Raw genomic sequence first — 26,820 nt, forward strand, 5'->3', positions numbered from 1 at the left:
AGGAGCGGTCACAGTGCAGCGCTGGCGTGGCTTGGAGGACATCCCCCAGGACTGGGGACGCAGCGTCGTCACCATCGGCTCCTACGACGGCGTGCACCGTGGTCATCAGCTGATCATCGGACGGGCCGTGGCGACGGCGCGCGAGCTCGGTGTCCCGTCGGTCGTGGTCACCTTCGACCCGCACCCGAGCGAGGTGGTCCGCCCCGGCAGCCACCCGCCGATCCTGGCCCCGTACGACCGGCGCGCCGAACTGATGGCCGGGCTGGGCGTCGACGCGCTGCTGATCCTGCCGTTCACGGCGGAGTTCTCGCAGCTGTCCCCGGCCGACTTCATCGTGAAGGTGCTCGTCGACAAGCTGCACGCCCGGGCCGTCATCGAGGGCCCGAACTTCCGCTTCGGGCACCGGGCCGCCGGGAACGTCGACTTCCTGCGCGAGCTGGGCTCCACCTACGACTACACGGTCGAGGTCGTGGACCTGGTCGAGCGGGGCGAGGCGGGCGGCGGCGTGCCGTTCTCCTCGACGCTCGCCCGCAGGCTCGTCGCCGAGGGCGACATGGAGGGCGCGGCCGAGATCCTGGGCCGCCCGCACCGGGTCGAGGGCGTGGTGGTGCGCGGTGCGCAGCGCGGCCGCGAGCTCGGCTACCCGACGGCGAACGTCGAGACGGCTCCGCACACCGCGATCCCGGCGGACGGGGTGTACGCGGGCTGGCTGACGGCCGGCGGCGAGCGGATGCCCGCGGCGATCTCGGTGGGGACGAACGTGCAGTTCGACGCGACCGAGCGGACGGTCGAGGCGTACGCGATCGACCGGATCGGCCTGGACCTGTACGGGATGCACGTGGCGGTGGACTTCCTCGCGTACGTGCGGGGGATGGCGAAGTTCGAGTCGCTCGACGGGCTGCTGGAGGCGATCGCGGACGACGTGAAGCGGGCGCGGACGCTGACGGACGCGTACGACCTGCCGCGCTGACGTGAACGACCGAGGGCCCGTACCAGTGGTGGTACGGGCCCTCGGTCGTTCTCAGCCGAGGCGCGGGTCGCGCGGGGGCTGCTGCTGCGGGTTCTGCGGGTTCTGCGGCTGCTGGGGCGCCGGGGGCTGCTGCCAGGGCTGGCCGGGCTGCGGGTACGGCTGGCCGTACGGTGGCTGGGGCTGCTGCGGCTGATGCGGCTGCGGGGCCTGAGGCGGCTGCTGGTACTGCGGCTGGCCGTACGGGGGCTGCTGGTGCGGCTGGGGCTGCCCGGGCTGCTGCGCACCCCAGTGGCCGTGGGCGCCCTGCTGCTGGGCCCGTACGAAGTCCTCCGCCACGAGCGCCGAGAGGTTGAAGTACGCCTCGCGCGTCTTGGGCCGCATCATGTCGAGGTCGACCTCGGCGCCGGCCGCGAGGTGCTCGTCGAACGGCACCACGACGACTCCGCGGCAGCGGGTCTCGAAGTGCTGGACGATGTCCTCGATTTTGATCATCTTGGCCGTCTCGCGGACTCCCGAGATGACGGTGATGGAGCGCGAGACGAGGTCGGCGTACCCGTGCGCGGAGAGCCAGTCGAGGGTGGTGCTGGCACTGCTCGCGCCGTCCACCGACGGGGTCGAGATGATGATCAGCTGATCGGCCAGGTCCAGGACCCCGCGCATGGCGGAGTAGAGGAGCCCGGTGCCCGAGTCGGTGAGGATGATCGGGTACTGGCGGCCCAGCGTCTCGATGACGCGGCGGTAGTCCTCGTCGTTGAAGGTCGTCGAGACGGCCGGGTCGACGTCGTTGGCGATGATCTCCAGACCGGAGGGCGCCTGCGAGGTGAACCGGCGGATGTCCATGTACGAGTTCAGGTACGGGATCGCCTGGACCAGGTCCCGGATCGTGGCGCCGGTCTCGCGGCGGACGCGGCGCCCGAGGGTGCCGGCGTCGGGGTTCGCGTCGATGGCCAGGATCTTGTCCTGGCGCTCGGAGGCGAGGGTGGCACCGAGGGCGGTGGTGGTCGTGGTCTTGCCGACACCGCCCTTGAGGCTGATGACGGCGATGCGGTAGCAGGACATCACCGGAGTGCGGATCAGCTCCAGCTTGCGCCGGCGGTCCGCTTCGGCCGCCTTGCCGCCGAAGCGGAAACGGCCTCCGGCGGCCGCGTTGTTGTTGCTCTTCGGCTTCTGCTTGTTGCGCAGCAGGCGGTCGGACGACAGCTCCACGGCGGCGGTGTAGCCGAGCGGCGCCCCGCCGGTGGTCTGGCCGGAGGAGTAGTGCGGGTCGTGGGGCTGGGGCGGCAACTGGTGCTGCGGCGCGGGCCACTGGCCGCCGGAGCGGGGGTCGTACTGCGGGGTCGGCTGCGGCGCGGGGGCCTGCGGCTGCGGCTGCGGCAGGTGCTGCTGGGGCTGCGGCGGTGCGAAGGAGTAGCCGCCGTCCTCGTCCCCGAACGCGGTCGGCACCGGCGGCAGTTCACCACCGGGCCGGTCCTCGGGAGCGGCCGACAGTACGGGCACCCCGTCGGCCGGGGTGTCGTGCGGCCCGGCGCCGGGCGCGGGGGAGTCCGCCACCGGGGCCGGGAGCGCCGGGAGCGCCTCGGCGGGCGCGTCGGGCGCGGCCACGGGGCCGACCGCCGCCGGCAGCAGGGCCGGAGCAGGGTAAGCGGCCAGCGCCTCGGCGGGGGCGGTGGGTGCGTCCTGCGCGGGCGGCAGGCCCGGCGTCGGCACGGGGAACGGAGGGAGCGGCCCGACACCGGAGTCGGCCGCCGCAGGCAGCGCCTGCGCGGGTGCGTCGCCGGCCGGGTCGGACGCCGGGGCGGCGTCGAGCAGGGGCGTACCGCCGACGGGCGTCGACGTCGGTGCCGCTGCCGGTACCGGGAAGGCCGGTGCCGCGTCCGGCCCGGGTGCGCCGGCAGCCGGGTACGCCGGGACCGCGTCGAGCGCCGGAGTGCCCCCGCCGGAAGCCGTTGTAGGCGCAGGTGCCGGGTAGGGCGGGGCCATGTCGGGCGTCCCACTGTCCGGCGCCGGGGGGAACACCGGTGCCGGGTACGGCGCGGCCGCGTCGGGTACGGGCGTACCGCCGACGGGAGTCGAGGCAGGTGCCGGGTACGGCGGTGCGGCGTTCGGCCCGGGCACCCCGTCGGCCGGGGTGGACGGCGGCGCCGGGTAGGGCGGAGCCATGTCGGGCGTGCCGGCGCCGGGAGCCGACGGCGACGCCGGTGCCGGGTACGGCAGAGCCGGGTCGGGCGTGGGCGCGGCGCCGACCGGGTTCGGGGCGAACGCCGGACCCGGGTACGGCGGCGCCGCCTCGTGCGCGGGCGCGCCGCCCGTGTGGGGCGAGGGGAAGGCCGGGGGCGCCTCGTGCGCGGGCGCGCCGCCCGTGGGGGGCGACGGGAAGGCCGGGGTGGCGTCGGGCAGGGGAGTGCCGCTCGACGGGGCCGACGGGAACGCCGGTGCCGGATACGGCGGGAGGGCCCCCGCCGGGCCCGCGGGGGCGTCCACCGCCGGAGGCATGCCGACGGGCGGAGCCGATGGCGCGGCCGTCCCGTCCGGCGACGGCCGCTGGGCAGGCGGGCCCACCCGCATCGTCCGGGGGGAGTCGAGCTCCGACGGGCGGTGGGGCTCGAAACCGCTGCCCTCGGGCAGCCCCGGCACCGCGGCCGGGCTCGCGCCCTGCGTGTACCAGGCCGGCGGGGTGTAGTCGATGGTGAACTCGCCCGTCAGTTCGGGCTCCGCGTCGGACTGATCGTCCGTCGGGACGTCCCACGTCCCGCCGCGCCTCTCGTTCCGATCGCCGCTCACTGGTCCTCCTGGTCTGTCGAACACTGGTCCGGCGCCCACCTCGACGCGCGCCCGCGCTCAGCCTAATCGCGGCCCGCCGCCCGTGTCCGCCCGCGTCGGCCCCGCCCCGCGCGCTCGTGCGCGGGGCGACGGGCCATCCCCCGGCCGGCCGATGGCCAACCGGGCCCCGTCGATGGTCAGTCGACCGTCAGTCGATGCGCCGGGCCGCCCCCAGCAGGCCCGTCTCCGCTTCCGTCCCCTGGGTCATGACGAACTGCCGGTCCCGTGGCGTGCACCACAGCGTCACCCCGTCACCCAGCGTCGGCAGCGAATCCACCGCCCGCCGTGACAGGTTCATCAGCCGCCCGACCTGCTCCGCCTCGTCCGGCGACACGCGCTGCACGCCCACGAGCGCGGACTGCTGCAGCAGCCGCGGCGCCGTCGGGCTCAGGTACGGCAGCAGGGTCAGCACCGACTGCCAGGGACCGGCCACCACGCGCCCGCGCGGCGGCCGCATCCCGCAGTCGCGGATCACCAGCACCGGGCTGCCCGCGGACGCGCCCTGCGGCGGGACCCGGCCCACGTCGTGCAGGGTCACGCACTGCTGCCCGCCACCCGCCGCCTGGGCCAGCCCGGACCACACGTGCGCGCGCCCGGTCTCCACGGCGACCCGCGCACCCGTGGCCGCCGCGCGCAGCGCCAGCACCTGGGACGTCCACAGACCGCCGATCAGCGTCACCTCGTACGGCGTCGGCCGGTTGATGCCGAGCACCGCCGGCCCGCCCTCGGCGTCCACGCCGATGACGACCCCGTCGTCACCGACGGGCACCGCCAGCGCGTCCAGATCCGCGGCGGACACCACGTGCCGCTCCCGGCGCGGGCCGACCAGTCCGAAGCCACCCCTCATCGGGCCCCTCCCAGCGGCAGCGAGGCCAGCAGCCCCGGCACCTGTTCCCGGTCGAGACGCACGAGCCCGGCCTTCACGCCGCGCGCCGTCCGCTCCAATTCCCGCCGCGCCGCCACCAGTTCCTCGTCACTGCGCCCCGTCACCCGTACGTGTCCCGACAGCGTGACGCCCTGTCGCTCGGCGGAGGACATCGTGAGGCTGAAGTTGGTGGCCAGCGCGGGCAGCGAGGTCAGCAGCGCCACGAACTGCGGCAGCGCCGCCCCCGAGCCGCCCAGCAGCGGCCAGCGCGCGATCCAGTACGTCGTGTGCCGCCGGTCGTCGCAGCGCCAGGTCCGCGGGGTCTCCTCGGTGCGCCGGCCCGTACTGCCGGACCGGCCCGCCTGGGTGATCGCCATCGGGTTCGCGCACGAGGAGGTCGCCAGCGCCGCCGTCAGCTCCTGCTCGGTCAGCACCGTGGCCTTGAACCCGGCACCGGTCAGCCGGCTCGCCAGCTGGTCCGCCGCCCGCACCACGCACCGCTGCGCGCCCGCCTGCCCGCCACCGCGCGCGGTGACCGCCTCGGGGCACAGCTCCGGATCGAGCTTGAGGGCGATCCACGTCAGGCGCACCGCCGGCGTGCCCGCGCGGGCCTGCAGCGGGGCGTAGTTGCGCGTGGCCATCGACTGGGCCGGCAGGTGCGGGGCGGGGGCCGACTGGGTGTGCTGCACCAGCTGCGCGGACTCCAGCCGGATGCCGTCCACTTCGAGGATGTCCCGTACGAGTCCCAGCGGCAGCGGCCGCTCCGACCGGTCGGGCCGCAGCGCGGTGGCGTCCGTGTCCACCTGGACGACCGCGGTCAGGAAGGTGCCGTCGCCGACCATTCCGACGGGCCGCCGGTCACGGTCGCTGAAGGTGAGCGTGCGCAGCGCCGGATCCGCCTCGACCAGCGGCGCCAGCCCGGGCTCGGTGCCGGCGGGCACGGCCAGGGCGGCGGAGCGCCGCTTGCGCGCGCGCAGTGCGAGGGCGCCGCCGAGCCACTCCGGCAGGGAGCGCCGGCGACGGCGTACGACCGCGAGCACCACCAGGGCCAGGGCGAGCACGCCGGCGGGGACCAGCAGCATCGGCTCCACGACCCACGCCACCAACAGGGCGGCCGCGGCGATCTGGAGCAGTACGAGCTGTTGCAGTCGGAACGGGCCGAAGCGGCCGGGGCTCGACTTCGGATGCGGAGCCACTCCGCCGCGTGCGGGTGCGGCCGTGCCAGTCCGTGGCCGCGTCGCGGTGGCCATCACTCGCGCAGGTCCCCTTTCCGGGGCCGGGCCCCATGAATTCCGGCACTGCGCGGCACCGCCGCACGACCGCCGGAATCTCCCCAATCCACCCCAACGAGCCCTGACGCCCCGATGATCCTGAATGCTGTGGTCCGGAAGGCGCTGAGCGGCTGCCTTACCCTACCCGGCCCCTGCATACGGTCCGTCAAGAGGCATAGTAGGTGCCCGGTCCGACAATCGAGGCCCGGGGGCGGGGGCACCTCCCGGTGGTAGCCGGGGGAGTACCCACCGACCGGGCCGTGCGGGGAGAAGCAGGCGGTCATGGCATCACGACGTGATGAGCTCAACGCGTACACCTTTGCGAAGCGGCGCACGGTGGCGGCGTTCCTCCAGCCTTCCGCCACGGGAACCGAGGAGGGCGCACCGCGCCCGCTGCGCGCCGTCCTGCCGGGGCTGATCGCGGGGGCGCTGGTGATCGCGGGCTTCGGCGCGTGGGGCATGTTCAAGCCGACCGCCCCCCAGGGCTGGGACGCTCCGGGAGTGCAGGTCATCGTCGGCAAGGAGTCGACGACGAGGTACGTGGTCCTGACGACGAAGGTGGACGGCAAGGAGCAGAAGAGGCTGCACCCGGTGCTGAACCTCGCCTCGGCCCGGCTCCTCCTCGAACCGGCCAAGTCCATCAAGGTCGTCACCGTCGCCGACGCCGTCCTCGACGGCGGCAAGGTTCCGCGCGGACCCATCATCGGCATCCCGTACGCCCCCGACCGGCTGCCCTCCAAGAACGACGCCGGCAAGGCCAAGCGCTGGGCCGTCTGCCAGCAGCCGGGCGGCAACGGCAAGGGCGTGCAGACGGCGACCTTCGTCCTCGCGGACCGAGAGGCCGTCCGCATGGACGACCAGCGCAAGCTCACCGACAACCAGGTGCTGTACGTGCAGAGCACCGGGGTGGGCAAGGAGCGCTACCTCGTCGACGGCTCGGGCACGAAGTACAAGTTCCCGGAAGGCGCTCCGGACGCCGGGACGATGACCAACGCCCTGGTCGGCACCGGCGCCACCCCGCAGCTGGTCACCGAGCAGTGGCTGGCCACCCTCAACCCCGGCGACGACCTGGCCTTCCCGCAACTGCCCGCGAAGGCCGCGACGAACGCCGACGTCAAGGGCCTGGGCACCGCCGACAACAAGGTCGGCATGGTGCTCACGGCACAGACCGGCGCCGGCACCCAGAACTACGTGGTGCTGCCCGGGAAGGTCGCTCCGGTCTCCGAGTTCGTCGCCTGGCTGCTCATCTCGGCCCCCGCCACCGACGGCCTCAACATGCACGGCAAGGCCCGCGAGGTCGACCTGCAGACACTGCATCCGGAGGCGACCCGGTTCGCCGGCGACGCCAGGTGGCCGCAGAAGAAGTCCGAGCGGATCAACGAGGCGGCCCGGGGCGCGGGCGGCCAGGCGGCGGGCTCCGGCGGCAGCGGCCGCGACACCGTCTGCAACGTCCTGCACTCCGTCGACGCCCAGGGCGGCCAGACCCTGAGCACATGGGCGGGCACCGGGTTCCCCATCGACATCACGGCCAGCGGCACCAGCTCCTACGTCACCCCGGGCTCCGGACTGCTCTACACCCAGGTCCAGGGCAAGCAGACCACCGCGGGCGGCTCCCTCTTCCTCGTCACCGACACCGGCCTGCGGTACGCCGTGCAGGCCAACGGCGACAGCGACGCCGAGAAGTCGAAGATCGGCGCCGCCGACCCGCAGGCCAAGGGCTCCACGGACGTCCGCCCCGAGGCCAGCCAGGCGCAGATCCGGCTCGGCTACGGCGGCGTGACCCCTTCCCTGGTGCCCATCGCCTGGTCGGAGTTCCTCTCCAAGGGCCCGCGGCTGGACACCAACTCCGCCCGTCAGCCGCAGGGTTCGTGAGGAAGCCGCCGATGCCACCGAAGCACCAGCCCCGCAGCCGCAACCGCCGAGCGCGGTTCCTCACCGCCGCCCTCGCCCTCCTCGGGGCCTGCGCCGCGCCGCCCGCCGCGGCCGCGCCGCAGCCTCCGTACGCCTTTCGCCTCGACGGCGCCGGCGAGTGCAGCTTCCCGATGAAGAAGCAGATCGCCGACCGCCCCTGGGCCCTGCAGCGGCTGCTCCTCGACGAGCTCTGGGCGCAGACCAAGGGCAAGGACAAGAAGGGCAAGAGCATCCGGGTCGCCGTCATCGACACCGGAGTGGACCGGGTGAACCCGCAGCTCGCCGGCGCCGTCGACACCGCGGCCGGCAAGGACTTCATCGACCCGAAGGGCGGTGACGGCACGGCCGACACCATCGGCCACGGCACCAAGGTCGCCGGGCTGATCGCGGCGCGCCCCCAGGAGGGCACGGGCTTCGTCGGCCTGGCCCCGGAAGCCACGATCATCCCGATCCGGCAGAACGACGGGCAGGGCAAGGGCGACGCCAAGTCGCTGAGCGACGCCATCGACCACGCGGTGGCCAAGGGTGCCCAGGTCATCAACATCTCGCAGGACACCGACGTACCGATGTTCCCGGACTCCGAGCTCGGCAAGGCGGTCCAGCGCGCCATCGACGCCAAGGTCGTGGTCGTGGCCTCCGCCGGCAACGACGGCATGAACGGCGAGAAGCGCAAGACGTACCCGGCCGCCTTCCCGGGAGTGCTCGCCGTCGGCGCCTCCGACCGCAACAACGAACGGTCCGCCTTCTCCCAGCCCGGCGACTTCATCGGGGTCGCGGCCCCCGGCGTCGACATGGTCTCCACCGTCCCCGGCTTCGGCCAGTGCATCGACAACGGCACCAGCTTCTCCGCCCCGTACGTCGCCGGGGTCGCCGCCCTGCTGCGCGCCGAGCACGAGGACTGGAGCGTGCAGCAGATCGTCTGGCAGATCCAGAACACCGCCGAACGGTCGGTCAAAGGCCGTGACGACTACGTCGGTTGGGGCGTGATCGATCCGGTGCGCGCCCTCACCCAGGACCGCGAGCCCCCCAAGGCCCCGGTACCCGACCCCGGGCCGCCGCCCGCGGCCGCCCCGGAGGCGGCGGAGCTGACGCTCGCCGAGACGGCGCAGGAGCGCCAGGAGCGCCTGGGCACGTACGCTCTCGGCCTGGGCGCGGTCCTCATCGCCGTCATCGCGGGGACCGCGACCGTCGTGCGGGACACGCGGAACCGCAGACGTCGTTTGCAGTGAACGGTCACGCTTCATCAACAGCGGCGGACCGCTGGTGTTGGGCCGGGCCGCCGAACTGGCTAGAGTGACGGCAGGCTTCACGACTGTGATCGGGGGATTCTCGTGAAGCGGAGGGGGATCTCCGAGGCGCGTGGCCGAAAACCGCGCCGGAAGTGTCCGCTCCGCCACGTGATCCGCCGTTCCTGCCGGCGAATTGAGAAGTGAGGAGCTTCGGATGAGCAACAATTTCGGACTTGCAGACGATCCCATCGTCCAGGCCAAGAACAAGATCTCCGAAACGGCCGATGCCGTCACCACCCAGGCCCGTGAGCTGGCCGACATCCTCGCCACCGTGAGCGCGGGCTGGACCGGTGTGGGTGCCCAGGGATTCGTCAACGCCCAGACGGTGGTGAACGAGGACCACGACCAGATCCGTCGCCTGCTCGGCGTGCTGCACAACGCGGTCGCCCAGACCAAGAACCTGAGCAACGCCCAGGACGACGACGTGCGCGCGGCCTTCAGCGCCGTCCAGTCCAACGCGGGTGGCAACAGCTCGGGCCTCAACTCCATCTGAGGCACGTCGAATTCAGGTAAGCCCCGCTCAGCGCTAAGGAGAAGAACATGGCTGCCACTGACGGCCACACCAAGGTCGCATACGAGTCCGTCCAGCAGATGGCCAACCGCATCCGCACGGTCTCGAAGAAGATCGTCGACGACCTGGCCGCGATGGACCAGGCGCTCAAGGTCGTCACGGACACCTGGGACGGTGAGGCCCACGCCGCGTACGTCCAGCTCCAGGCCAAGTACAAGGGCCAGGCGGACCACATGAAGAACCAGCTGGAGCAGGTCGCCCAGCTCATCGAGCGCGGCAAGGACGACTACCGCGCCACCGACGTCAAGGCCTCGCGCCTGTTCACCGAGGCTTTCTGAGCCAGGTGTGCGAGAAGGGGCGCGCCCGCTGCGGGCGCGCCCCTTCCGCGTGCCCTGAACCGCCTAGGGGTGGTGGCGGTCCAGATCGAACTCGCCGTCCCGGGCACCCAGTACGAAGGCCTCCCACTCGGCCGCCGTGTACCGCAGCACCGTCTCCCGGTCCAGCGAGGACCGCATGGCCACCGCGCCCTCGGGCAGCCGGGCGATCTCGACCCGCTCCTCGTCCGGGCTGGTCCCGGGCGGACCCTCCCACTCCACGCCGCTGATGTCGAGCGCGTACAGCTCGTCCTTCTCCTGCTGGGTGCCCATGTGCGGCCTTTCCCCTCGGTGGCGCGGTCTTCACCGCCGATTATCGGCGCTGCGCCCCCCGAGGGGACGGGTTTCCCCACATCACCGGCTCACATCCCCGGCATCCGCCCGAGCTGCACCAGCGACGTACCCCTCCTGCGCGAGACGTAGAAGGCCCGGCCCGGCGGCATCGGACGCGGCCGGACGTTGCCGACCAGGTCGCCCTCGGACGGGTCGCCGGACAGCAGGACGCCCTGCGCGCCGAGCTCCTTGATCCGCTGCATGAACGGGTCGTACAGGGAGCGCGAGGCCCCCGCCGAGTTCCGCGCGATGACGAAGCGCACGCCCGTGTCCCGGGCGAACGGCAGGAACTCCACCAGCGGCGCCAGCGGATTGCCCTGGCTCGTGGCCACCAGATCGAAGTCGTCGATGATGATGAAGACGTCCGGGCCCGTCCACCAGCTGCGGTCCCGCAGCTGCTGCGGAGTGACGTCGGTCGGCGGCTGCCGGCGCGAGAACACCCCGCCCAGCGCCTCCATGTGCATCTGCAGGGAGCTCGCCATCGGCGCGTACTCCAGCAGGTGCTCCTCCGGCAGCGCCCCCAGCAGGCTCCGCCGGTAGTCGCCGACGACCAGACGGGCCTGGTCGGGCGTGTAGCGCTCGGCGATCTGCCGGGCGATGAGCCGCAGCAGGTTCGTCTTGCCCGACTCGCTCTCACCGAAGACCAGCAGGAAGGGGTCGGACTCGAAGTCGACGAACACCGGCTCCAGATCGGTCTCGTCGATGCCGATCGCGATCCCGCGACCCGGGTGCTCCCCGCCCTTGGGCAGCTGGTCCGCGTGGAGCAGACGCGGCAGCAGCCGTACGCCGGGAGCCGATGCCCCCGCCCAGTTCTGCTTGACGGCCTCCACGAAGGCCGCGGTGGCCTCCGACAGGTCGCCCGCCTCGTGCGAGCCGTCGATCCGCGGCAGCGCACCCAGGAAGTGCAGCTTCTCCGCCACCTGACCGCGCCCCGGCATCCCCGGGGGGACGTTCGCCGCGACCTTCCGGTCGAACTCGGAGTCCATGACGTCGCCGAGCCGCAGCTCCAGCCGGCTGAGCATCTGGTCCTTGAGCGCGGCCCGCACCTCCATGTACCGCGCCGCGGTGATCACCACGTGGATGCCGTAGCCCAGACCGCGGGCCGCGATGTCGTTGACGACCTGCTCCAGGCCCTCGTACTCGCCCCGGAAGTTCCCCCAACCGTCGATGACGAGGAACACGTCGCCCCACGCCTCACCCGGCAGGTCACCCGCCGCGCGCCGGCGCCGGTAGGTGGTGATCGAATCGATGTTGTTGGAGCGGAAGAACTCCTCGCGACGGTTGAGGACACCCGCCACCTCCGAGACCGTGCGCCGCACCCGCTCCGGATCCAGACGCGAGGCGATCCCGCCCACGTGCGGCAGCTCGGCGACCGCCGACAGGCTGCCACCACCGAAGTCCAGCCCGTAGAACTGCACTTCGCGCGGGGTGTGGGTGAGCGCGAAGGAGGAGATCAGCGTCCGCATCAGCGTCGACTTGCCCGACTGCGGACCGCCGACCACCATCATGTGGCCCGCCGCACCCGAGAAGTCCCGGTACAGCACCTCGCGCCGCTGCTCGAACGGCTTGTCGATGAGGCCGAGCGGTACGACCAGCCCGCCGGGCCGCGTGTACCCCTCCGCGTGCAGCCCGCGCTCCGCGCTCGGCGCCAGTGCCGGCAGCAGCTGGTCCAACGGCGGAGCCTGGTCGAGCGGCGGCAGCCACACCTGGTGCGCCGGCACGCCCTGACCCTCCAGCCGGCCCACGATCACGTCCAGCACCGTGTTCGCGAGGGCGTCGTCCTCCCGCGAGGACTGCGCCGCCAGGTACGCCGGGTCCGGGGCCGCGTACACCACCGGCACCGGAGCCGCCGTGAACAGCGCGGGCCGCCGCTCCACCGGGAACAGGCCCACCGACAGGTCCTGCCCGCCCGAACGGTAGGTGCCAGAGACGTACGCCGCCTTGAACCGCGTCATCTCGTCCGTACCGAACTTCAGGTAGCCCGAACCGGGCACCGACGGCAGGTGGTAGGCGTCCGGCACGCCGATCGCGGTCCGCGACTCCGCCGCCGAGAAGGTCCGCAGACCGATCCGGTACGACAGGTAGGTGTCCAGGCCGCGCAGCTTGCCCTCCTCCAGCCGCTGCGAGGCCAGCAGCAGGTGCACGCCCAGCGAACGGCCGATGCGGCCGATCTGGATGAACATGTCGATGAAGTCGGGCTTCGCCGTCAGCAGCTCGCTGAACTCGTCGATGACCAGCACCAGCGAGGCCAGCGGCTCCAGCGGAGCGCCGGCCGCGCGGGCCTTCTCGTAGTCGTGGATGTTCGCGTAGTTGCCCGCCGAGCGCAGCAGCTCCTGGCGGCGCTGGAGCTCGCCGCGGATCGAGTCGCCCATGCGGTCCACGAGCGTGAGGTCGTCCGCCAGGTTGGTGATGACGGCCGCCACGTGCGGCATCTGCCCCATGCCGGTGAAGGTCGCACCGCCCTTGAAGTCGGCGAGGACGAAGTTCAGCGTCTCCGAGGTGTGCGTGACCGCCAGACCCAGCACGAGGGTGCGCAGCAGCTCGGACTTGCCGGAACCGGTCGCGCCCACGCACAGGCCGTGCGGGCCCATGCCCTCCTGCGCGGCCTCCTTGAGGTCCAGCATGACCGGGGCGCCGTCCTCGCCGACGCCGATCGGCACGCGCAGCCGCTCACCGGCCGACCGCGGCCGCCAGGTCCGCGCCACGTCGATGGAGGCCGCGTCGCCCAGGTTCAGCAGGTCGGTGAAGTCCAGATTGGCCAGCAGCGGCTCGTCCTCGTCCCCGCCACCGGTGCGCATCGGCGCCAGCTGCCGGGCCAGGGCCTCCGCCGCGGGCAGCGACAGGGCGTCCGGGACGCCCTCGTACGCCACGCCGCCACCCGATTCCAGCCGCAGCCGACCCGGCCGCACCACGACCGACAGCCCGCCGCGCAGCTCGTCCAGCTCACCCGCGACCACCTCGACGATGGTCACGCCCTGCAGACCCTCCGCCGCCGCGAACACCGAGTCCGGGGGCACCATCCCGCCGTCCAGCACCACCACCAGGTGCGGCTGGTCCAGCACCGGGGACACGTCACGGCTGAACCGCGGCCGCCCCTCCAGCCGGGACCCCAGCAGCCCCTCCAACTCCGCGAGGTCGTCGCCGAACAGCCGCTTCGTACCGGCCCCGTCGACCTGACCGGGCACCTGCGTGTGCGGCAGCCACTTCGTCCAGTCCCATGCCGGCACCGCACCCGGCGACGCCACCACGGCCACCACCAGGTCCTCGGGGGAGTGCAGCGTCGCCAGCTGCGCCACCAGCGCCCGCGCCGTACTGCGGGCCGACTCCGGCTCACCGGACACCGTCACGTGGTAGAAGGCCCGGATCGAAACCGCCACCGGCAGCCCGTCCAGGGAGGAGTGCACCTTCAGGAAGCGCTGCATCGCGCCCGCCGTCAACGGCTCCAGCTCGTCCACCGGGGCCGTGTCCGGCGCCACCAGCGGCGTCGCCAGCCGCTGCGAGCCGAGACCGAGCCGGGCCTGCCCGAAGTCCGGGTCGCCGACCCGCCGTTCCCACAGCCGCGAACCCTCCGCCACCACCGACCACAACTGCTCGGGAGCCGGGTGCAGGTACAACTGCGCGTCACGCTGCGCCCGAGCGGTGCGCCGTACCTGACGGCGCGTCTGCGCGAGGTACTTGAGGTAGTCCCGGCGTATGTCGGCCATTTGCCCTTGCGTACCGCGCCGGTAGCGCACCAACTGGGCGACCATCATGCCCACGGTGGACACCAGCATCAGCGTGCCCATGATCCGCATGACCGGGCTCGGCGTCATGAAGAAGAACACGACCGACGAGCCCATGCCGAGCATCGGCAGGACCTGCATCAGCATGCCCTCTTGCTGACCGCGCGGGAGTTCCGGAGGGGCCTCCAGTCTCACCTCGTCCGAAGGGACTTCGGGCGGCAGGGACCGCGGTGGGCGTTTGACGACGATCTGGCTCACCGGAGCATCCCCTCGAAAACGGACAGGGCGTCGCCACCGGCGCCCCCAAGTCCCGGGCGCGGAAGGGTCTCCTCCGCGCGACCGTGATCCTACTTGCCGACAGTCCGCCATATGCCCGGTAGGGTGACGCGCCTGGGCCCTGTCCGGGCAGGTCCCGGCATGCGCATCCGCGAACCGTCCGCCGCCGCGGGCATCGACAACGGGGGTCACACAGGTGAGTACGGCCGCAACGACGGGCTTCTGCAGGGTCACCGTCGTGGCCCCGGACAGTCGCATCGACGTCGCCCTCCCCGAGGACATCGCCGTCGCCGACGTCTACCCCGAGCTGCTGCGCCTCACCGGCCAGACCCAGCCCGTGGGCGCCCCCACCGGTTTCCACCTCGTGCGCCGCTCCGGCACCGTCCTCGACGGCGCGCGGACCCTCGCCGCCCAGCAGGTCCTCGACGGCGAGGTGCTCAGCCTGCGCCCCTTCGCGGAGTCCCTGCCGCCGGCCGTCTTCGACGACGTCTCCGACGCCGTCGCCTCCGCCGTCGTCCGCGACCGGCACCGCTGGAGCGACGACATGCTGCGCGGCGCGGGCCTGGCCGGGGCCTCCGTGCTCCTCGTGATGCTGGGCTTCGTCCTCTGGTACGCCGACCCCATCCGCCACGACATGCACGGACTGCCCGGCGTCATCGCCGGCGCCGTCGGCATCCTGCTCACCGCCCTGGCCGGGGTCCGCGCACGCGTCTACCGCGACCGGGGCTCCGCCGTCGCGCTCGGCCTCAGCTCCCTCCCGCTCCTGCTGATCGCCGGCTCCGGGATCATCGCCCCGGCCGCCGGCGAGGGACCCGGCCGCCTCCAGTTCCTCCTCGGCTGCGTCTGCGTCCTCGTCGCCTCGGTCGCCCTGGTCGCGCTCACCCCCAGCGGGGACGCCCCCTTCGTCGCGGCCACCTTCGTGGCCGTCACCGGCACCCTCGCCACCTTCGCGGCCATCTCCACCGAGGCTTCCGCCACCTACACCGCGGCCGCCTGCGCCCCCGTCGCCATCGGCCTCGTCGCCTTCCTGCCCGGCCTCTCCGCCCGCGTCGCCCGGCTGCCCATCGGCTACGCGGCCCCGCAGAGCGCCACGGACGAGTACGTCGACTACGCGGGGACACCGGACCGCTACGACAGGGAGCCGTACGGCGACCAGTCCGCCTCCGACGGCTCCGACCAGGGTGCCCCGCTCGACGCCGAGGCCATCGCCGCCCAGGCCCGCCGCGGTCACGAGATGCTGCTCGGCCTCGTCGCCGGCTGCTCCGCGGTCGCCGTCGGCTCCGCCGCCGTCCTCGGCTTCTCCGACAACACCTGGGGCCGCCTGCTCGCCCTGGCCACCGGGCTCGCCATGCTGCTGCGCGCCCGGCTCTTCCGCTACACCTCGCAGGTGGTGTGCGCCCTGGCCGCCGGACTGATCGCCATCGCACTGCTGATCCTGGGCGTGGCCCTGCACCCGCCGGTCGAGCTCCTCGAAGCCCTGGCCAAGCAGGACCACAGCGGGATGGCCATCCGTACGATCTGGCTGACCGCCGCGGTCGCGGGCGGCGCGGCCCTCCTCGCGGGAATTGCGCTTGTCATCCCCCGCAAGGGCCTGTCACCCTTCTGGGGAAGGCTGCTCGACCTCACCGAGGCGGCGGTCCTGCTCAGCCTGGTCCCCCTGGCCCTGGCCGTGCTGGACGTCTACTCCCGGGCCCGCTCTCTCACCAGCTGAGACGTCGCGACCCGGCAGGCTGGTACGCTGTGTGACGGCCGTTTGTGTACGCGTCCCCGGAATCGTCTGGAGACTGCGCTCAGCGAGCCCCGCCTCCCGAGTTACGGAAGCTCCCCAGAGACTCAGACCTGGGGCACTCGGTGGCTACGAAGACCCATACGAGGAGTACGCGTGCCGCTCGACGCCGCTACGAAGAAGCAGATCATCGCAGAGTTTGGTGCCAAGGAGGGCGACACCGGCTCCCCCGAGGTCCAGGTCGCCATGCTGTCCCGCCGCATCTCGGACCTGACCGAGCACCTCAAGACCCACAAGCACGACCACCACTCCCGTCGTGGTCTGCTGATCCTGGTCGGCCAGCGTCGCCGCCTGCTGCAGTACCTGGCCAAGAAGGACATCCAGCGCTTCCGTACGCTGGTCGAGCGCCTCGGCATCCGCCGCGGTGCGGCCGGCGCCAAGTAAAGCGTCGTGGAGGGAGCGGTTCCCACTTCCGGGGGCCGCTCCCTTTGCTGTACGTGCGCACCGGACCGGACCCTTTGTAGTCTGGAACGGACGCCGTGCGCGCCTGACGAAGACGCGCACAACTGAAGAGGAGGAGCGCCCTCCCTACGCCGCCGGTCCTCGGTAGTGGTACCCGGAATGCCCAGGGGCACGGAACCGGGTGCTTCGATCGAAGACCGGCCTCAGGCCAGGCGCGCTTCTCCGCAACCGTCCACCGCCACACGGGCGGCGGACGGAGACGACGAAAATGGAGAAAACGCTAGTGGAGAACGAGACCCACTACGCCGAAGCCGTGATCGACAACGGTTCCTTCGGCACCCGCACCATCCGCTTCGAGACGGGCCGTCTGGCCCGCCAGGCCGCCGGCTCCGCCGTTGCCTACCTGGACGACGACACGATGGTGCTTTCCGCGACCACCGCGTCGAAGAAGCCCAAGGACCAGCTCGACTTCTTCCCCCTGACGGTGGACGTCGAGGAGCGCCAGTACGCCGCCGGCAAGATCCCCGGCTCGTTCTTCCGCCGTGAGGGCCGCCCCTCCGAGGACGCGATCCTCACCTGTCGCCTGATCGACCGCCCGCTGCGCCCGTCCTTCAAGAAGGGCCTGCGCAACGAGATCCAGGTCGTCGCCACGGTCATGGCGCTCAACCCCGACCACCTGTACGACGTCATCGCGATCAACGCCGCGTCCGCGTCCACGCAGCTGGCCGGCCTGCCCTTCTCCGGCCCGATCGGCGGCGTCCGCGTCGCGCTGATCCGCGGCCAGTGGGTGGCCTTCCCGACGCACACCGAGCTCGAGGACGCCGTCTTCGACATGGTCGTCGCGGGCCGCACCCTCGAGGACGGCGACGTCGCGATCATGATGGTCGAGGCCGAGGCCACCGAGCAGACCATCGCGCTGGTCAAGGGCGGCGCCGAGGCGCCGACCGAGGAGATCGTCGCCGCCGGTCTCGAGGCCGCGAAGCCGTTCATCAAGGTCCTCTGCAAGGCCCAGGCCGACCTGGCCGCCAAGGCCGCCAAGCCCGAGGGCGAGTTCCCGGTCTTCCTGGACTACCAGGACGACGTGTACGAGGCCCTCGCGGCCGCCGTCAAGGGCGAGCTCTCCCAGGCGCTGACCATCGCGGGCAAGCAGGACCGCGAGGCCGAGCTGGACCGCGTCAAGGAGATCGCCGCCGAGAAGCTCCTCCCGGCCTTCGAGGGCCGCGAGAAGGAGATCTCCGCCGCCTACCGCAGCCTGACCAAGGCCCTGGTGCGCGAGCGCGTCATCAAGGACAAGGTTCGCATCGACGGCCGCGGGATCACGGACATCCGTACCCTCGCCGCCGAGGTCGAGGCCATCCCGCGCGTGCACGGCTCGGCGCTGTTCGAGCGTGGCGAGACCCAGATCCTGGGCGTCACCACCCTCAACATGCTCCGCATGGAGCAGCAGCTGGACACCCTCTCCCCGGTGACCCGCAAGCGCTACATGCACAACTACAACTTCCCGCCGTACTCCGTCGGCGAGACCGGCCGCGTCGGCTCCCCGAAGCGTCGCGAGATCGGCCACGGCGCGCTCGCCGAGCGCGCGATCGTGCCGGTCCTCCCGACCCGCGAGGAGTTCCCCTACGCGATCCGCCAGGTGTCCGAGGCCCTCGGCTCCAACGGTTCGACGTCCATGGGCTCGGTCTGCGCCTCCACCATGTCGCTGCTGAACGCCGGTGTGCCGCTGAAGGCCCCCGTCGCCGGCATCGCCATGGGCCTGATCTCCCAGGAGATCGACGGCAAGACCCACTACGTCGCCCTCACCGACATCCTCGGTGCGGAGGACGCCTTCGGCGACATGGACTTCAAGGTCGCCGGCACCAAGGAGTTCGTCACCGCGCTCCAGCTCGACACCAAGCTGGACGGCATCCCGGCCTCCGTCCTGGCCGCGGCCCTCAAGCAGGCCCGCGACGCCCGCCTCCACATCCTCGACGTGATGATGGAAGCGATCGACACGCCGGACGAGATGTCCCCGAACGCCCCGCGGATCATCACCGTCAAGATCCCGGTGGACAAGATCGGTGAGGTCATCGGCCCCAAGGGCAAGATGATCAACCAGATCCAGGAGGACACCGGCGCCGAGATCACGATCGAGGACGACGGCACCATCTACATCGGTGCCGCCGACGGCCCGGCCGCCGAGGCCGCCCGCGCCACGATCAACGGCATCGCCAACCCGACCATGCCGGAGGTCGGCGAGCGCTACCTGGGCACGGTCGTCAAGACCACCACCTTCGGTGCGTTCGTGTCCCTGCTCCCGGGCAAGGACGGCCTGCTGCACATCTCGCAGATCCGCAAGCTCGCCGGTGGCAAGCGCGTGGAGAACGTCGAGGACGTGCTCGCGGTCGGCACCAAGGTCCAGGTGGAGATCGCCGAGATCGACCAGCGCGGCAAGCTCTCCCTGATCCCCGTGATCGACGGCGAGGCCGCCGGTGACGACGCTGACAAGGACGACTCCGACAAGTGACGTCGCGTAGTTCCCGTGTGACGGCCCGCCCCTCTTCGGAGGGGCGGGCCGTCGCCCGTACCCAAACCCTCCTCAAGGGCAGCAACGGCATCGGCACCGTCCGCCGCACGGTCCTCCCCGGCGGCCTGCGCGTCGTCACCGAGACGCTGCCCTCGGTCCGCTCCGCGACCTTCGGCATCTGGGCCCACGTGGGCTCCCGCGACGAGACCCCGTCGCTGGCCGGCAGCACGCACTACCTGGAGCACCTCCTCTTCAAGGGCACGCGCACGCGCAGCGCCCTCGACATCTCCTCCGCGATCGACGCGGTCGGCGGCGAGATGAACGCCTTCACGGCGAAGGAGTACACCTGCTACTACGCGCGGGTGCTCGACACCGACCTGCCGCTGGCCATCGACGTCGTGTGCGACATGCTCACCGGCTCGCTGATCCGCGAGGAGGACGTCGACGCCGAGCGCGGGGTCATCCTCGAAGAGATCGCGATGACCGAGGACGACCCGGGCGACTGCGTGCACGACCTGTTCGCGCACACCATGTACGGGGACACCCCACTGGGCCGCCCCGTACTCGGCACCGTCGACACGATCAACGCCCTCGGCGCCGACCGGATCCGCCGCTTCTACAAGAAGCACTACGACCCCCGCCACCTGGTGGTCGCGGCGGCCGGCAACGTCGACCACAACAAGGTCGTACGCCAGGTCCGCGCCGCCTTCGAGAAGGCCGGCGCGCTGAAGCACACCGACGCCGAGCCCATCGGCCCCCGCGCCGGCGCCAAGCGCATCCGCACCGCCGGTCGCGTCGACCTGGTGAACCGCAAGACCGAGCAGGCCCACGTGGTCCTCGGCATGCCCGGCCTGGCCCGCACCGACGAGCGCCGCTGGGCGCTCGGCGTGCTGAACACGGCACTCGGCGGCGGCATGTCCTCCCGCCTCTTCCAGGAGGTACGGGAGAAGCGCGGCCTGGCCTACAGCGTGTACTCGTACACCTCGGGCTTCGCCGACACGGGCCTCTTCGGCGTGTACGCGGGCTGCCGCCCCAACCAGGTCCACGACGTCCTGCGGATCTGCCGCGACGAGCTCGACAAGGTGGCCTCCGACGGGCTCGCCGACGACGAGATCAAGCGGGCGATAGGCCAGCTCTCGGGCTCGACCGTCCTCGGCCTGGAGGACACCGGCGCGATCATGAACCGCATCGGCAAGAGCGAGCTGTGCTGGGGCGACCAGATGTCGGTCGACGACATGCTGGCCCGCATCGCCGCCGTGACCCCGGACGACGTCCGCTCGGTCGCACAGGATGTACTGGCCCAGCGGCCCTCGCTCGCGGTGATCGGCCCCCTGAAGGAGAAGCAGGCGGCCCGCCTCGACGAAGCGGTCGCCTAGTTCCGTACGGATGTAAGGGAAGCAATATGAGCAAGCTGCGCGTGGCGGTCCTCGGCGCTCAGGGCCGCATCGGCTCCGAAGCGGTCAAGGCGGTCGAGGCCGCCGACGACATGGAGCTGGTGGCCGCCCTCGGCCGCGGCGACAAGCTGGAGACGCTGGCGGAGTCCGGCGCCCAGGTCGCCGTCGAGCTGACCACCCCCGCCTCGGTCATGGGGAACCTGGACTTCCTCGTCCGCCACGGCATCCACGCGGTGGTCGGCACCACCGGCTGGACCGAGGACCGCCTCGCCCAGCTGAACACCTGGCTCGCCGGCTCCCCGGCGACCGGTGTGCTCATCGCCCCGAACTTCTCCATCGGTGCCGTCCTCACCATGAAGTTCGCCGCCCAGGCCGCCCGATACTTCGAGTCCGTCGAGGTCGTCGAGCTGCACCACCCGAACAAGGTCGACGCCCCCTCCGGCACCGCGACCCGTACGGCGCAGCTCATCGCGGCCGCCCGCGCCGAAGCCGGCCTCGGCGCCCAGCCCGACGCCACCGCCACCGCCCTCGACGGCGCGCGCGGCGCGGACGTCGACGGGGTGCCGGTGCACGCCATCCGCCTGCGGGGCCTGCTGGCCCACCAGGAGGTGCTGCTCGGCGGCGAGGGCGAGACCCTGACCATCCGTCACGACTCCCTGCACCACAGCAGCTTCATGCCGGGCATCCTGCTCGGCGCGCGCCGCGTGACGCAGACCCCGGGCCTCACCTTCGGCCTGGAAAACTTCCTCGACCTGGGCTGACCGGACTGATTTCACGATGCGCGCGAAGATCACGTACTTCCTCACGGCCGCCGTCCTGGTCGTCTACTTCGTCCTGGCCGGCAGCCGGGGCCTGATGCTGATCCGGCACGGGACCTGGCTCACCGTCACCCTCGGGGTGGCCGTGCTGATCCTGCCGGTCATCGGCATCTGGTTCCTCTGGAAGAACACGCAGTTCGTCACCAAGGCCAACCAGCTCGCGACCGAGCTGGAAGCAGAGGGCGGCCTGCCCGTCGACGAGCTGGAACGGGACCAGTACGGCCGGATCCTGCGGGATTCCGCCGACGAGGTCTTCGCGCGCCGCAAGGCCGAGACCGAGGACGCGCCGGGGGACTGGCGCAACTGGTTCCGGCTCGCCGTCGCCTACCGCGACGCCCGCGACACCCCGCGGGCCCGCACGGCGATGCAGCGCGCCATCGCCCTGCACGACAAGAAGCCCGTACAGGCCTGACCTGTACGGGCTTCCCGTCCGAGCTCTCCTGCGACGCCTACGAGGTCACACGGCCACGGGCCGGTACTCCTCGACCCAGGCCCCGACCGTGTCGGCGGCCCGGTCGAAGGCCTCGGAGCGCGACAGGAAATCGGCGCTGTGGTCGGTCAGCAGCGCCGGCATCTCCGCACCGCCGCGCACGGTCGCCGTCAGGGCCTGCCCCTGTACGGTCCTCGGCAGCCCGAGCCAGCGCACCGGCTGCTGCACCGTGCGCAGCTCGACGATCTCGCTCCACGCGACGGTGCGGCTCCCGAGGAACCCCACCCGGCGCAGCCCCGTACGGCTCACCCAGACGCCCACCTGCAGCATCCGCAGCGCCGACCCGACCACCGAGAGGGCGGCGAGCAGGCACACGCCCGCCCCGGCCCACGCGCCCACGAAGGCGACGATCATCGTGGCCAGCAGCATGAAGGCGGACAGCAGGAGCAGCACCGAGGCGATCGCCACCCGCCAGGGGCCCGGCCGGTAGGGCCGCCGCCAGCGGTCGTGGTCGACATGGGCCAGTACCGCGTCACCGTCGTCGTCCGCATCGGACGCACCGTCGGCCGTCAGGAAGGGCAGGGGCACGGCTGGACCTCACTCACATGCACGTTCGGTTGGGCTGTGCCCGTGAGGCTACCGCCCTTCGGAGGCCTCCGACTGCTGCGACTTCTCGGGCGCCTTGCTCGGCTGCAGTGCCGGCATGCCGAAGAGCAGCGAGCCGACGAGCCCCGCCACCACGGTCAGACCGACCAGACTACGGGCGGCCAACTGGCTCTTGCTCAGACTCTCGCGCGGCGGCGGAGTGACGTTGCTGCGGAAACGGTCGGCCTCGGCGACGAAGGCGAACGGGACGGGTTCGCGCCGGCGGAACATCAGGGTGAGCCCCCTCGGGGTGGACGGGTGTGTTCTGTTCGTGCGTTCTCCTTGTCAGACGTACGAACCGGTCAATCGGTGCCGATTTTCCGGACATTCGACAGATTTCATGTCGCCACGTCAGCTGTTCGGGCGCACGGGCAGCCACCAGCGCCGACGTAGAGTGGGCGCGCCCCAGGAACGCACGTTTGGAAGGACCCCGGTGAGCGAGACCGTCGCTTCAGATCCGAAACCCAGCTTCCGCAGCGATGTGACGGTGGAGCTGGTGAAGCACTCCGCCGCCGATTCCGACGTCCTGTGGGCCGCCCGGGTGTCCACTGCCGGCGAACAGTCCCTCGAGGAGCTGCAGAAGGACCCGGAGCGCTCCAAGGGCCTCATCAACTACCTGATGCGGGACCGCCACGGCAGCCCCTTCGAGCACGACTCGATGACCTTCTTCATCAGCGCCCCGATCTTCGTCTTCCGCGAGTTCATGCGCCACCGGGTGGGCTGGTCGTACAACGAGGAATCGGGCCGGTACAGGGAGCTGGAACCCGTCTTCTACGTCCCGGACGCCGAGCGCAAGCTCGTCCAGGAGGGCCGCCCGGGAAAGTACGTCTTCGTCGAGGGCACCGAGGCGCAGCAGGAGCTGACCGGCCGGGTCATGGAGGACTCCTACCGCCAGGCGTACGAGGCCTACCGGGAGATGCTGGACGCCGGCGTCGCCCGCGAGGTGGCCCGTTCGGTCCTGCCGGTGGGTCTCTTCTCCTCGATGTACGCCACCTGCAACGCACGCTCGCTGATGCACTTCCTCGGCCTGCGCACCCAGCACGAGCTGGCCACGGTGCCGTCCTTCCCGCAGCGGGAGATCGAGATGGTCGGCGAGGGGATGGAGCGGCACTGGGCGAAGCTCATGCCGCTCACGTACGCGGCCTTCAACGGCAACGGCCGGGTTGCCCCGTAAGGGCTGATACGCGTGCCACGTACAGATGTGCTGAGCCAAGTCCGAAGTGTCCGTATTGCGACGTTTCGTAAAGTTCATCTAGGCTGATCAAACGGACCCGGCACTGCCTGAACCCCCGAGCAGGCAGTGCCGGGCTCCAACACCCTGTTGACGTCCCCCGAGGGGACACCGCGAGCGTGGCAGCGAGTAGCGTGTTACCCATGGCTCCGATCTCGACTCCGCAGACCCCCTTCGGGCGGGTCCTCACCGCCATGATCACGCCGTTTACGGCGGATGGCGACCTCGACCTCGACGGCGCGCAGCAGCTCGCCGTCCACTTGGTGGACGCAGGCAACGACGGCCTGATCATCAACGGCACCACCGGTGAGTCGCCGACCACCACCGACGCGGAGAAAAACGACCTCGTACGAGCCGTCCTCGAAGCCGTCGGAGACCGCGCCCATGTGGTCGCCGGCATCGGCACCAACGACACCCGTCACACCCTCGAACTGGCCCGACAGGCCGAGCGCACGGGCGCCCACGGCCTGCTCGCCGTCACCCCGTACTACAACAAGCCGCCGCAGGAGGGCCTCTTCCGGCACTTCACGGCGATCGCCGACGCCACCGAGCTGCCGGTCATGCTCTACGACATCCCCGGCCGCAGCGGTGTCCCGATCGAGACGGAAACCCTCGTCCGGCTGGCCGAGCACCCCCGTATCGTGGCCAACAAGGACGCCAAGGGCGACCTCGGCCGCGCCAGCTGGGCCATCGCGCAGAGCGGCCTGGCCTGGTACTCGGGCGACGACATGCTGAACCTGCCCCTCCTGTCGGTGGGTGCGGTCGGCTTCGTCTCCGTGGTCAGCCACGTGGTCTCCCCGGACCTGCGCGCCATGCTGGAGGCGCACCTGGGCGGGGACGTCCAGAAGGCCGCGGAGATCCACCAGAAGCTGCTCCCGGTCTTCACCGGCATGTTCCGCACGCAGGGCGTGATGACCACGAAGGCCGCCCTGACGCTGCAGGGCCTGCCCGCCGGCCCGCTGCGGCTCCCGCTGATCGGGCTGACCGACGAAGAGACGGCCCAGCTCAAGATCGATCTTGCCGCGGGCGGGGTACAGCTCTGACAACAGACTTCACAACTGAATAAGCAAGACCAAAACACACAACAGCAAGTGCACGAATGACATGCGCGCCACGTGCCTTAAGGGGTACGTGGCGTGTGTGGTGAAGGAGAAACTTTTGAGCCATCCGCACCCTGAACTGGGCCCGCCGCCGAAGCTCCCCAAGGGCGGCCTGCGGGTCACCCCCCTGGGCGGTCTCGGTGAGATCGGCCGCAACATGACCGTCTTCGAGTTCGACGGTCGCCTGCTGATCGTCGACTGCGGCGTCCTCTTCCCCGAAGAGGAGCAGCCGGGCATCGACCTGATCCTTCCGGACTTCACGTCGATCCGGGACCGCCTCGACGACATCGAGGGCATCGTCCTCACGCACGGCCACGAAGACCACATCGGCGCCGTCCCCTACCTCCTCCGGGAGAAGCCGGACATCCCGCTGATCGGCTCGAAGCTGACGCTGGCCCTCATCGAGGCGAAGCTCCAGGAGCACCGCATCCGCCCCTACACCCTCGAGGTGAAGGAAGGCGAGCGCGAGGCCCTCGGTCCCTTCGACTGCGAGTTCATCGCCGTCAACCACTCCATCCCGGACGCCCTGGCCGTCGCGATCCGCACCCCCGCGGGCATGGTCGTCGCCACCGGCGACTTCAAGATGGACCAGCTCCCGCTGGACAGGCGCCTCACCGACCTGCACGCCTTCGCGCGTCTGAGCGAGGAGGGCATCGACCTCCTCCTCTCCGACTCGACGAACGCCGAGGTCCCGGGCTTCGTGCCGCCCGAGCGCGAGATCTCCAACGTCCTGCGCAACGTCTTCGCGAACGCCCACAACCGGATCATCGTGGCCAGCTTCGCCAGCCACGTGCACCGCATCCAGCAGATCCTCGACGCCGCCCACGAGTACGGCCGAAGGGTCGCCTTCGTCGGCCGTTCGATGGTCCGCAACATGGGCATCGCCCGCGACCTGGGCTACCTGCGGGTGCCCGCCGGTCTCGTCGTGGACGTGAAGACCCTCGACGACCTGCCGGCGCACGAGGTCGTCCTGGTCTGCACGGGTTCCCAGGGCGAGCCGATGGCGGCCCTGTCCCGCATGGCCAACCGGGACCACCAGATCCGCATCGTTCCCGGCGACACGGTCATCCTGGCGTCGTCCCTGATCCCGGGCAACGAGAACGCGGTCTACCGCGTGATCAACGGCCTGACCCGCTGGGGCGCCAACGTCGTCCACAAGGGCAACGCGAAGGTCCACGTCTCGGGCCACGCCTCCGCCGGCGAGCTGCTGTACTTCTACAACATCTGCAAGCCGCGGAACCTGATGCCGGTCCACGGCGAGTGGCGCCACCTGCGCGCCAACGCCGAGCTCGGTGCCATGACGGGCGTCCCCAAGGACCGCATCGTCATCGCCGAGGACGGCGTGGTCGTCGACCTGATCGACGGCAAGGCCCGGATCTCCGGCAAGGTCCAGGCCGGCTACGTGTACGTGGACGGCCTCTCGGTCGGCGACGTCACCGAGGTCCACCTCAAGGACCGCAAGATCCTCGGCGAAGAGGGCATCATCTCGGTCTACGTGGTGGTCGACAGCACCACGGGCAAGGTGGTCAGCGGCCCGAACATCCAGGCCCGCGGCTCCGGCATCGAAGACTCCGCCTTCGCCCCGGTGGTCACCAAGATCGAAGAGGCCATCGCCCGCGCGGCCTCCGACGGTGTGGCCGAGCCGCACCAGATCCAGCAGCTCATCCGCCGCACGATGGGCAAGTGGGTCTCGGACAGCTACCGCCGCCGCCCGATGATCCTCCCCGTCGTCGTCGAGGTCTGACCCTCGCCGTAGCGACGTCACCGGAGCGGGGCAACCGGATTTGCATCCGGGGGCCCCGCTCCAGTACGTTTACGTCTCCACCCCGCGAAACAACCGGGCACACATGTGTGTCCGGTCGAGTCGTGCGGGTGGGTGGGAATCAAGACCGGGGAAACCTGATAAAGTCTGATCCACCCGAAAGGGAAAGGCCCCCCGAAGGCCATCGGAATTCCAATCCAGTCGGAAACGACACGGAAACGAATCTGATAGAGTCGGAAACGCCGGAAAGGGAAAACGCGAAAGCGAAGAACCTGGAAAGCAAGCGAGAAAGACTCTGATAGAGTCTGGAACGCAAGACAGCAGAACGAAAGCCCGGAGGAAAGCCCGAGAGGGTGAGTACAAAGGAAGCGTCCGTTCCTTGAGAACTCAACAGCGTGCCAAAA

Annotated in this window: 21 protein-coding genes; 14 read left to right on the forward strand and 7 right to left on the reverse strand. The window is 71.3% G+C overall.

Annotated elements, in window-relative coordinates:
• Positions 1–13: 13 nt before the first annotated feature.
• Positions 14–970, forward strand: coding sequence for a bifunctional riboflavin kinase/FAD synthetase (locus ACIQ5Y_RS20105; RefSeq protein ID WP_403881790.1), 957 nt, complete (start codon positions 14–16; stop codon positions 968–970).
• Between the two features lie 51 nt (positions 971–1,021).
• Here ACIQ5Y_RS20105 and ACIQ5Y_RS20110 read toward each other — a convergent pair whose 3' ends face one another.
• The 3 genes from ACIQ5Y_RS20110 to eccE form a co-directional block, all read right to left on the reverse strand.
• Complete coding sequence (locus ACIQ5Y_RS20110) at positions 1,022–3,751, reverse strand: SCO5717 family growth-regulating ATPase (protein WP_403881793.1); 2,730 nt, start codon at positions 3,749–3,751, stop codon at positions 1,022–1,024.
• Between the two features lie 187 nt (positions 3,752–3,938).
• Positions 3,939–4,637: a hypothetical protein gene (locus ACIQ5Y_RS20115; protein WP_403881796.1), complete on the reverse strand. Its 699-nt coding sequence runs from the start codon at positions 4,635–4,637 to the stop codon at positions 3,939–3,941.
• The gene (gene eccE, locus ACIQ5Y_RS20120; RefSeq protein WP_403881798.1) at positions 4,634–5,905 is read right to left on the reverse strand and encodes a type VII secretion protein EccE; all 1,272 of its coding nucleotides are present in this window, start codon (positions 5,903–5,905) and stop codon (positions 4,634–4,636) included. The genes ACIQ5Y_RS20115 and eccE overlap by 4 nt, the downstream gene beginning before the upstream one ends.
• A 303-nt stretch (positions 5,906–6,208) precedes the next feature.
• On the opposite strand from eccE, the gene eccB reads away from it, so the two are divergent.
• The 4 genes from eccB (at position 6,209) to ACIQ5Y_RS20140 (ending at position 9,975) form a co-directional block, all read left to right on the forward strand.
• Positions 6,209–7,798 carry a type VII secretion protein EccB gene (gene eccB, locus ACIQ5Y_RS20125; RefSeq protein WP_403881800.1) on the forward strand — a complete coding sequence of 530 codons (1,590 nt, stop codon included), beginning with the start codon at positions 6,209–6,211 and terminating at the stop codon, positions 7,796–7,798.
• 11 nt (positions 7,799–7,809) lie between these two features.
• On the forward strand, positions 7,810–9,066 hold the full coding sequence (mycP, locus tag ACIQ5Y_RS20130) for a type VII secretion-associated serine protease mycosin (protein WP_403881802.1): 1,257 nt from the start codon (positions 7,810–7,812) through the stop codon (positions 9,064–9,066).
• Between the two features lie 214 nt (positions 9,067–9,280).
• On the forward strand, positions 9,281–9,619 hold the full coding sequence (locus tag ACIQ5Y_RS20135) for a WXG100 family type VII secretion target (RefSeq protein WP_403881804.1): 339 nt from the start codon (positions 9,281–9,283) through the stop codon (positions 9,617–9,619).
• A gap of 47 nt (positions 9,620–9,666) precedes the next feature.
• Entirely contained in the window at positions 9,667–9,975 is a 309-nt protein-coding gene (locus ACIQ5Y_RS20140) for a WXG100 family type VII secretion target (RefSeq protein WP_403881806.1), read from the forward strand.
• Between the two features lie 63 nt (positions 9,976–10,038).
• Here ACIQ5Y_RS20140 and ACIQ5Y_RS20145 read toward each other — a convergent pair whose 3' ends face one another.
• Positions 10,039–10,284 (reverse strand): DUF397 domain-containing protein, encoded by a 246-nt coding sequence (locus ACIQ5Y_RS20145; protein WP_384586890.1) that lies wholly within the window; start codon positions 10,282–10,284, stop codon positions 10,039–10,041.
• Between the two features lie 89 nt (positions 10,285–10,373).
• Positions 10,374–14,324, reverse strand: a complete 3,951-nt coding sequence (gene eccCa, locus ACIQ5Y_RS20150) for a type VII secretion protein EccCa (protein WP_403881808.1) — start codon at positions 14,322–14,324, stop codon at positions 10,374–10,376.
• A 214-nt stretch (positions 14,325–14,538) separates the two neighbouring features.
• On the opposite strand from eccCa, the gene eccD reads away from it, so the two are divergent.
• The 6 genes from eccD to ACIQ5Y_RS20180 all read left to right on the forward strand — a co-directional run bounded on the left by eccD (position 14,539) and on the right by ACIQ5Y_RS20180 (position 21,660).
• A complete protein-coding gene (gene eccD / locus ACIQ5Y_RS20155) occupies positions 14,539–16,053 on the forward strand; it encodes a type VII secretion integral membrane protein EccD (RefSeq protein WP_403881811.1) in 1,515 nt (504 codons plus the stop codon).
• A gap of 171 nt (positions 16,054–16,224) precedes the next feature.
• Positions 16,225–16,512, forward strand: coding sequence for a 30S ribosomal protein S15 (gene rpsO, locus ACIQ5Y_RS20160; protein WP_007266917.1), 288 nt, complete (start codon positions 16,225–16,227; stop codon positions 16,510–16,512).
• Positions 16,513–16,813: 301 nt separating this feature from the next.
• Positions 16,814–19,036, forward strand: a complete 2,223-nt coding sequence (locus ACIQ5Y_RS20165) for a polyribonucleotide nucleotidyltransferase (protein WP_403881856.1) — start codon at positions 16,814–16,816, stop codon at positions 19,034–19,036.
• On the forward strand, positions 19,033–20,412 hold the full coding sequence (locus ACIQ5Y_RS20170; protein WP_403881815.1) for a M16 family metallopeptidase: 1,380 nt from the start codon (positions 19,033–19,035) through the stop codon (positions 20,410–20,412). The genes ACIQ5Y_RS20165 and ACIQ5Y_RS20170 overlap by 4 nt, the downstream gene beginning before the upstream one ends.
• A gap of 26 nt (positions 20,413–20,438) precedes the next feature.
• Positions 20,439–21,191 (forward strand): 4-hydroxy-tetrahydrodipicolinate reductase, encoded by a 753-nt coding sequence (dapB, locus tag ACIQ5Y_RS20175; RefSeq protein ID WP_403881818.1) that lies wholly within the window; start codon positions 20,439–20,441, stop codon positions 21,189–21,191.
• Between the two features lie 16 nt (positions 21,192–21,207).
• Entirely contained in the window at positions 21,208–21,660 is a 453-nt protein-coding gene (locus ACIQ5Y_RS20180) for a hypothetical protein (RefSeq protein ID WP_403881821.1), read from the forward strand.
• A gap of 45 nt (positions 21,661–21,705) precedes the next feature.
• Here the strand turns inward: ACIQ5Y_RS20180 and ACIQ5Y_RS20185 are convergent, their stop codons facing one another.
• Both ACIQ5Y_RS20185 and ACIQ5Y_RS20190 read right to left on the reverse strand, forming a co-directional pair.
• Positions 21,706–22,266 (reverse strand): PH domain-containing protein, encoded by a 561-nt coding sequence (locus ACIQ5Y_RS20185; RefSeq protein ID WP_403881824.1) that lies wholly within the window; start codon positions 22,264–22,266, stop codon positions 21,706–21,708.
• A 48-nt stretch (positions 22,267–22,314) separates the two neighbouring features.
• Positions 22,315–22,554 carry a hypothetical protein gene (locus ACIQ5Y_RS20190; protein WP_329378611.1) on the reverse strand — a complete coding sequence of 80 codons (240 nt, stop codon included), beginning with the start codon at positions 22,552–22,554 and terminating at the stop codon, positions 22,315–22,317.
• A gap of 202 nt (positions 22,555–22,756) precedes the next feature.
• Between ACIQ5Y_RS20190 and thyX the strand changes: the two genes are divergently transcribed.
• From thyX to ACIQ5Y_RS20205, 3 genes are all read left to right on the forward strand, one after another.
• Positions 22,757–23,497 (forward strand): FAD-dependent thymidylate synthase, encoded by a 741-nt coding sequence (thyX, locus tag ACIQ5Y_RS20195; RefSeq protein WP_403881828.1) that lies wholly within the window; start codon positions 22,757–22,759, stop codon positions 23,495–23,497.
• Between the two features lie 200 nt (positions 23,498–23,697).
• Positions 23,698–24,597, forward strand: a complete 900-nt coding sequence (gene dapA / locus ACIQ5Y_RS20200; protein ID WP_403881831.1) for a 4-hydroxy-tetrahydrodipicolinate synthase — start codon at positions 23,698–23,700, stop codon at positions 24,595–24,597.
• A 115-nt stretch (positions 24,598–24,712) separates the two neighbouring features.
• Positions 24,713–26,398, forward strand: a complete 1,686-nt coding sequence (locus ACIQ5Y_RS20205; protein ID WP_403881834.1) for a ribonuclease J — start codon at positions 24,713–24,715, stop codon at positions 26,396–26,398.
• Positions 26,399–26,820: the final 422 nt, after the last annotated feature.

Source organism: Streptomyces sp. NPDC096339 (assembly GCF_044762985.1).
Taxonomy (GTDB): Bacteria; Actinomycetota; Actinomycetes; order Streptomycetales; family Streptomycetaceae; genus Streptomyces.

Coding starts and splice junctions, on each gene's coding strand:
- ACIQ5Y_RS20140 (WP_403881806.1), top strand. CDS start 9,667: ATGGCTGCCACTGACGGCCACACCAAGGTCGCATACGAGTCCGTCCAG.
- mycP (WP_403881802.1), top strand. CDS start 7,810: ATGCCACCGAAGCACCAGCCCCGCAGCCGCAACCGCCGAGCGCGGTTC.
- ACIQ5Y_RS20145 (WP_384586890.1), bottom strand. CDS start 10,284: ATGGGCACCCAGCAGGAGAAGGACGAGCTGTACGCGCTCGACATCAGC.
- ACIQ5Y_RS20115 (WP_403881796.1), bottom strand. CDS start 4,637: ATGAGGGGTGGCTTCGGACTGGTCGGCCCGCGCCGGGAGCGGCACGTG.
- eccB (WP_403881800.1), top strand. CDS start 6,209: ATGGCATCACGACGTGATGAGCTCAACGCGTACACCTTTGCGAAGCGG.
- dapB (WP_403881818.1), top strand. CDS start 20,439: ATGAGCAAGCTGCGCGTGGCGGTCCTCGGCGCTCAGGGCCGCATCGGC.
- ACIQ5Y_RS20135 (WP_403881804.1), top strand. CDS start 9,281: ATGAGCAACAATTTCGGACTTGCAGACGATCCCATCGTCCAGGCCAAG.
- dapA (WP_403881831.1), top strand. CDS start 23,698: ATGGCTCCGATCTCGACTCCGCAGACCCCCTTCGGGCGGGTCCTCACC.
- eccE (WP_403881798.1), bottom strand. CDS start 5,905: ATGGCCACCGCGACGCGGCCACGGACTGGCACGGCCGCACCCGCACGC.
- ACIQ5Y_RS20180 (WP_403881821.1), top strand. CDS start 21,208: ATGCGCGCGAAGATCACGTACTTCCTCACGGCCGCCGTCCTGGTCGTC.
- ACIQ5Y_RS20190 (WP_329378611.1), bottom strand. CDS start 22,554: ATGTTCCGCCGGCGCGAACCCGTCCCGTTCGCCTTCGTCGCCGAGGCC.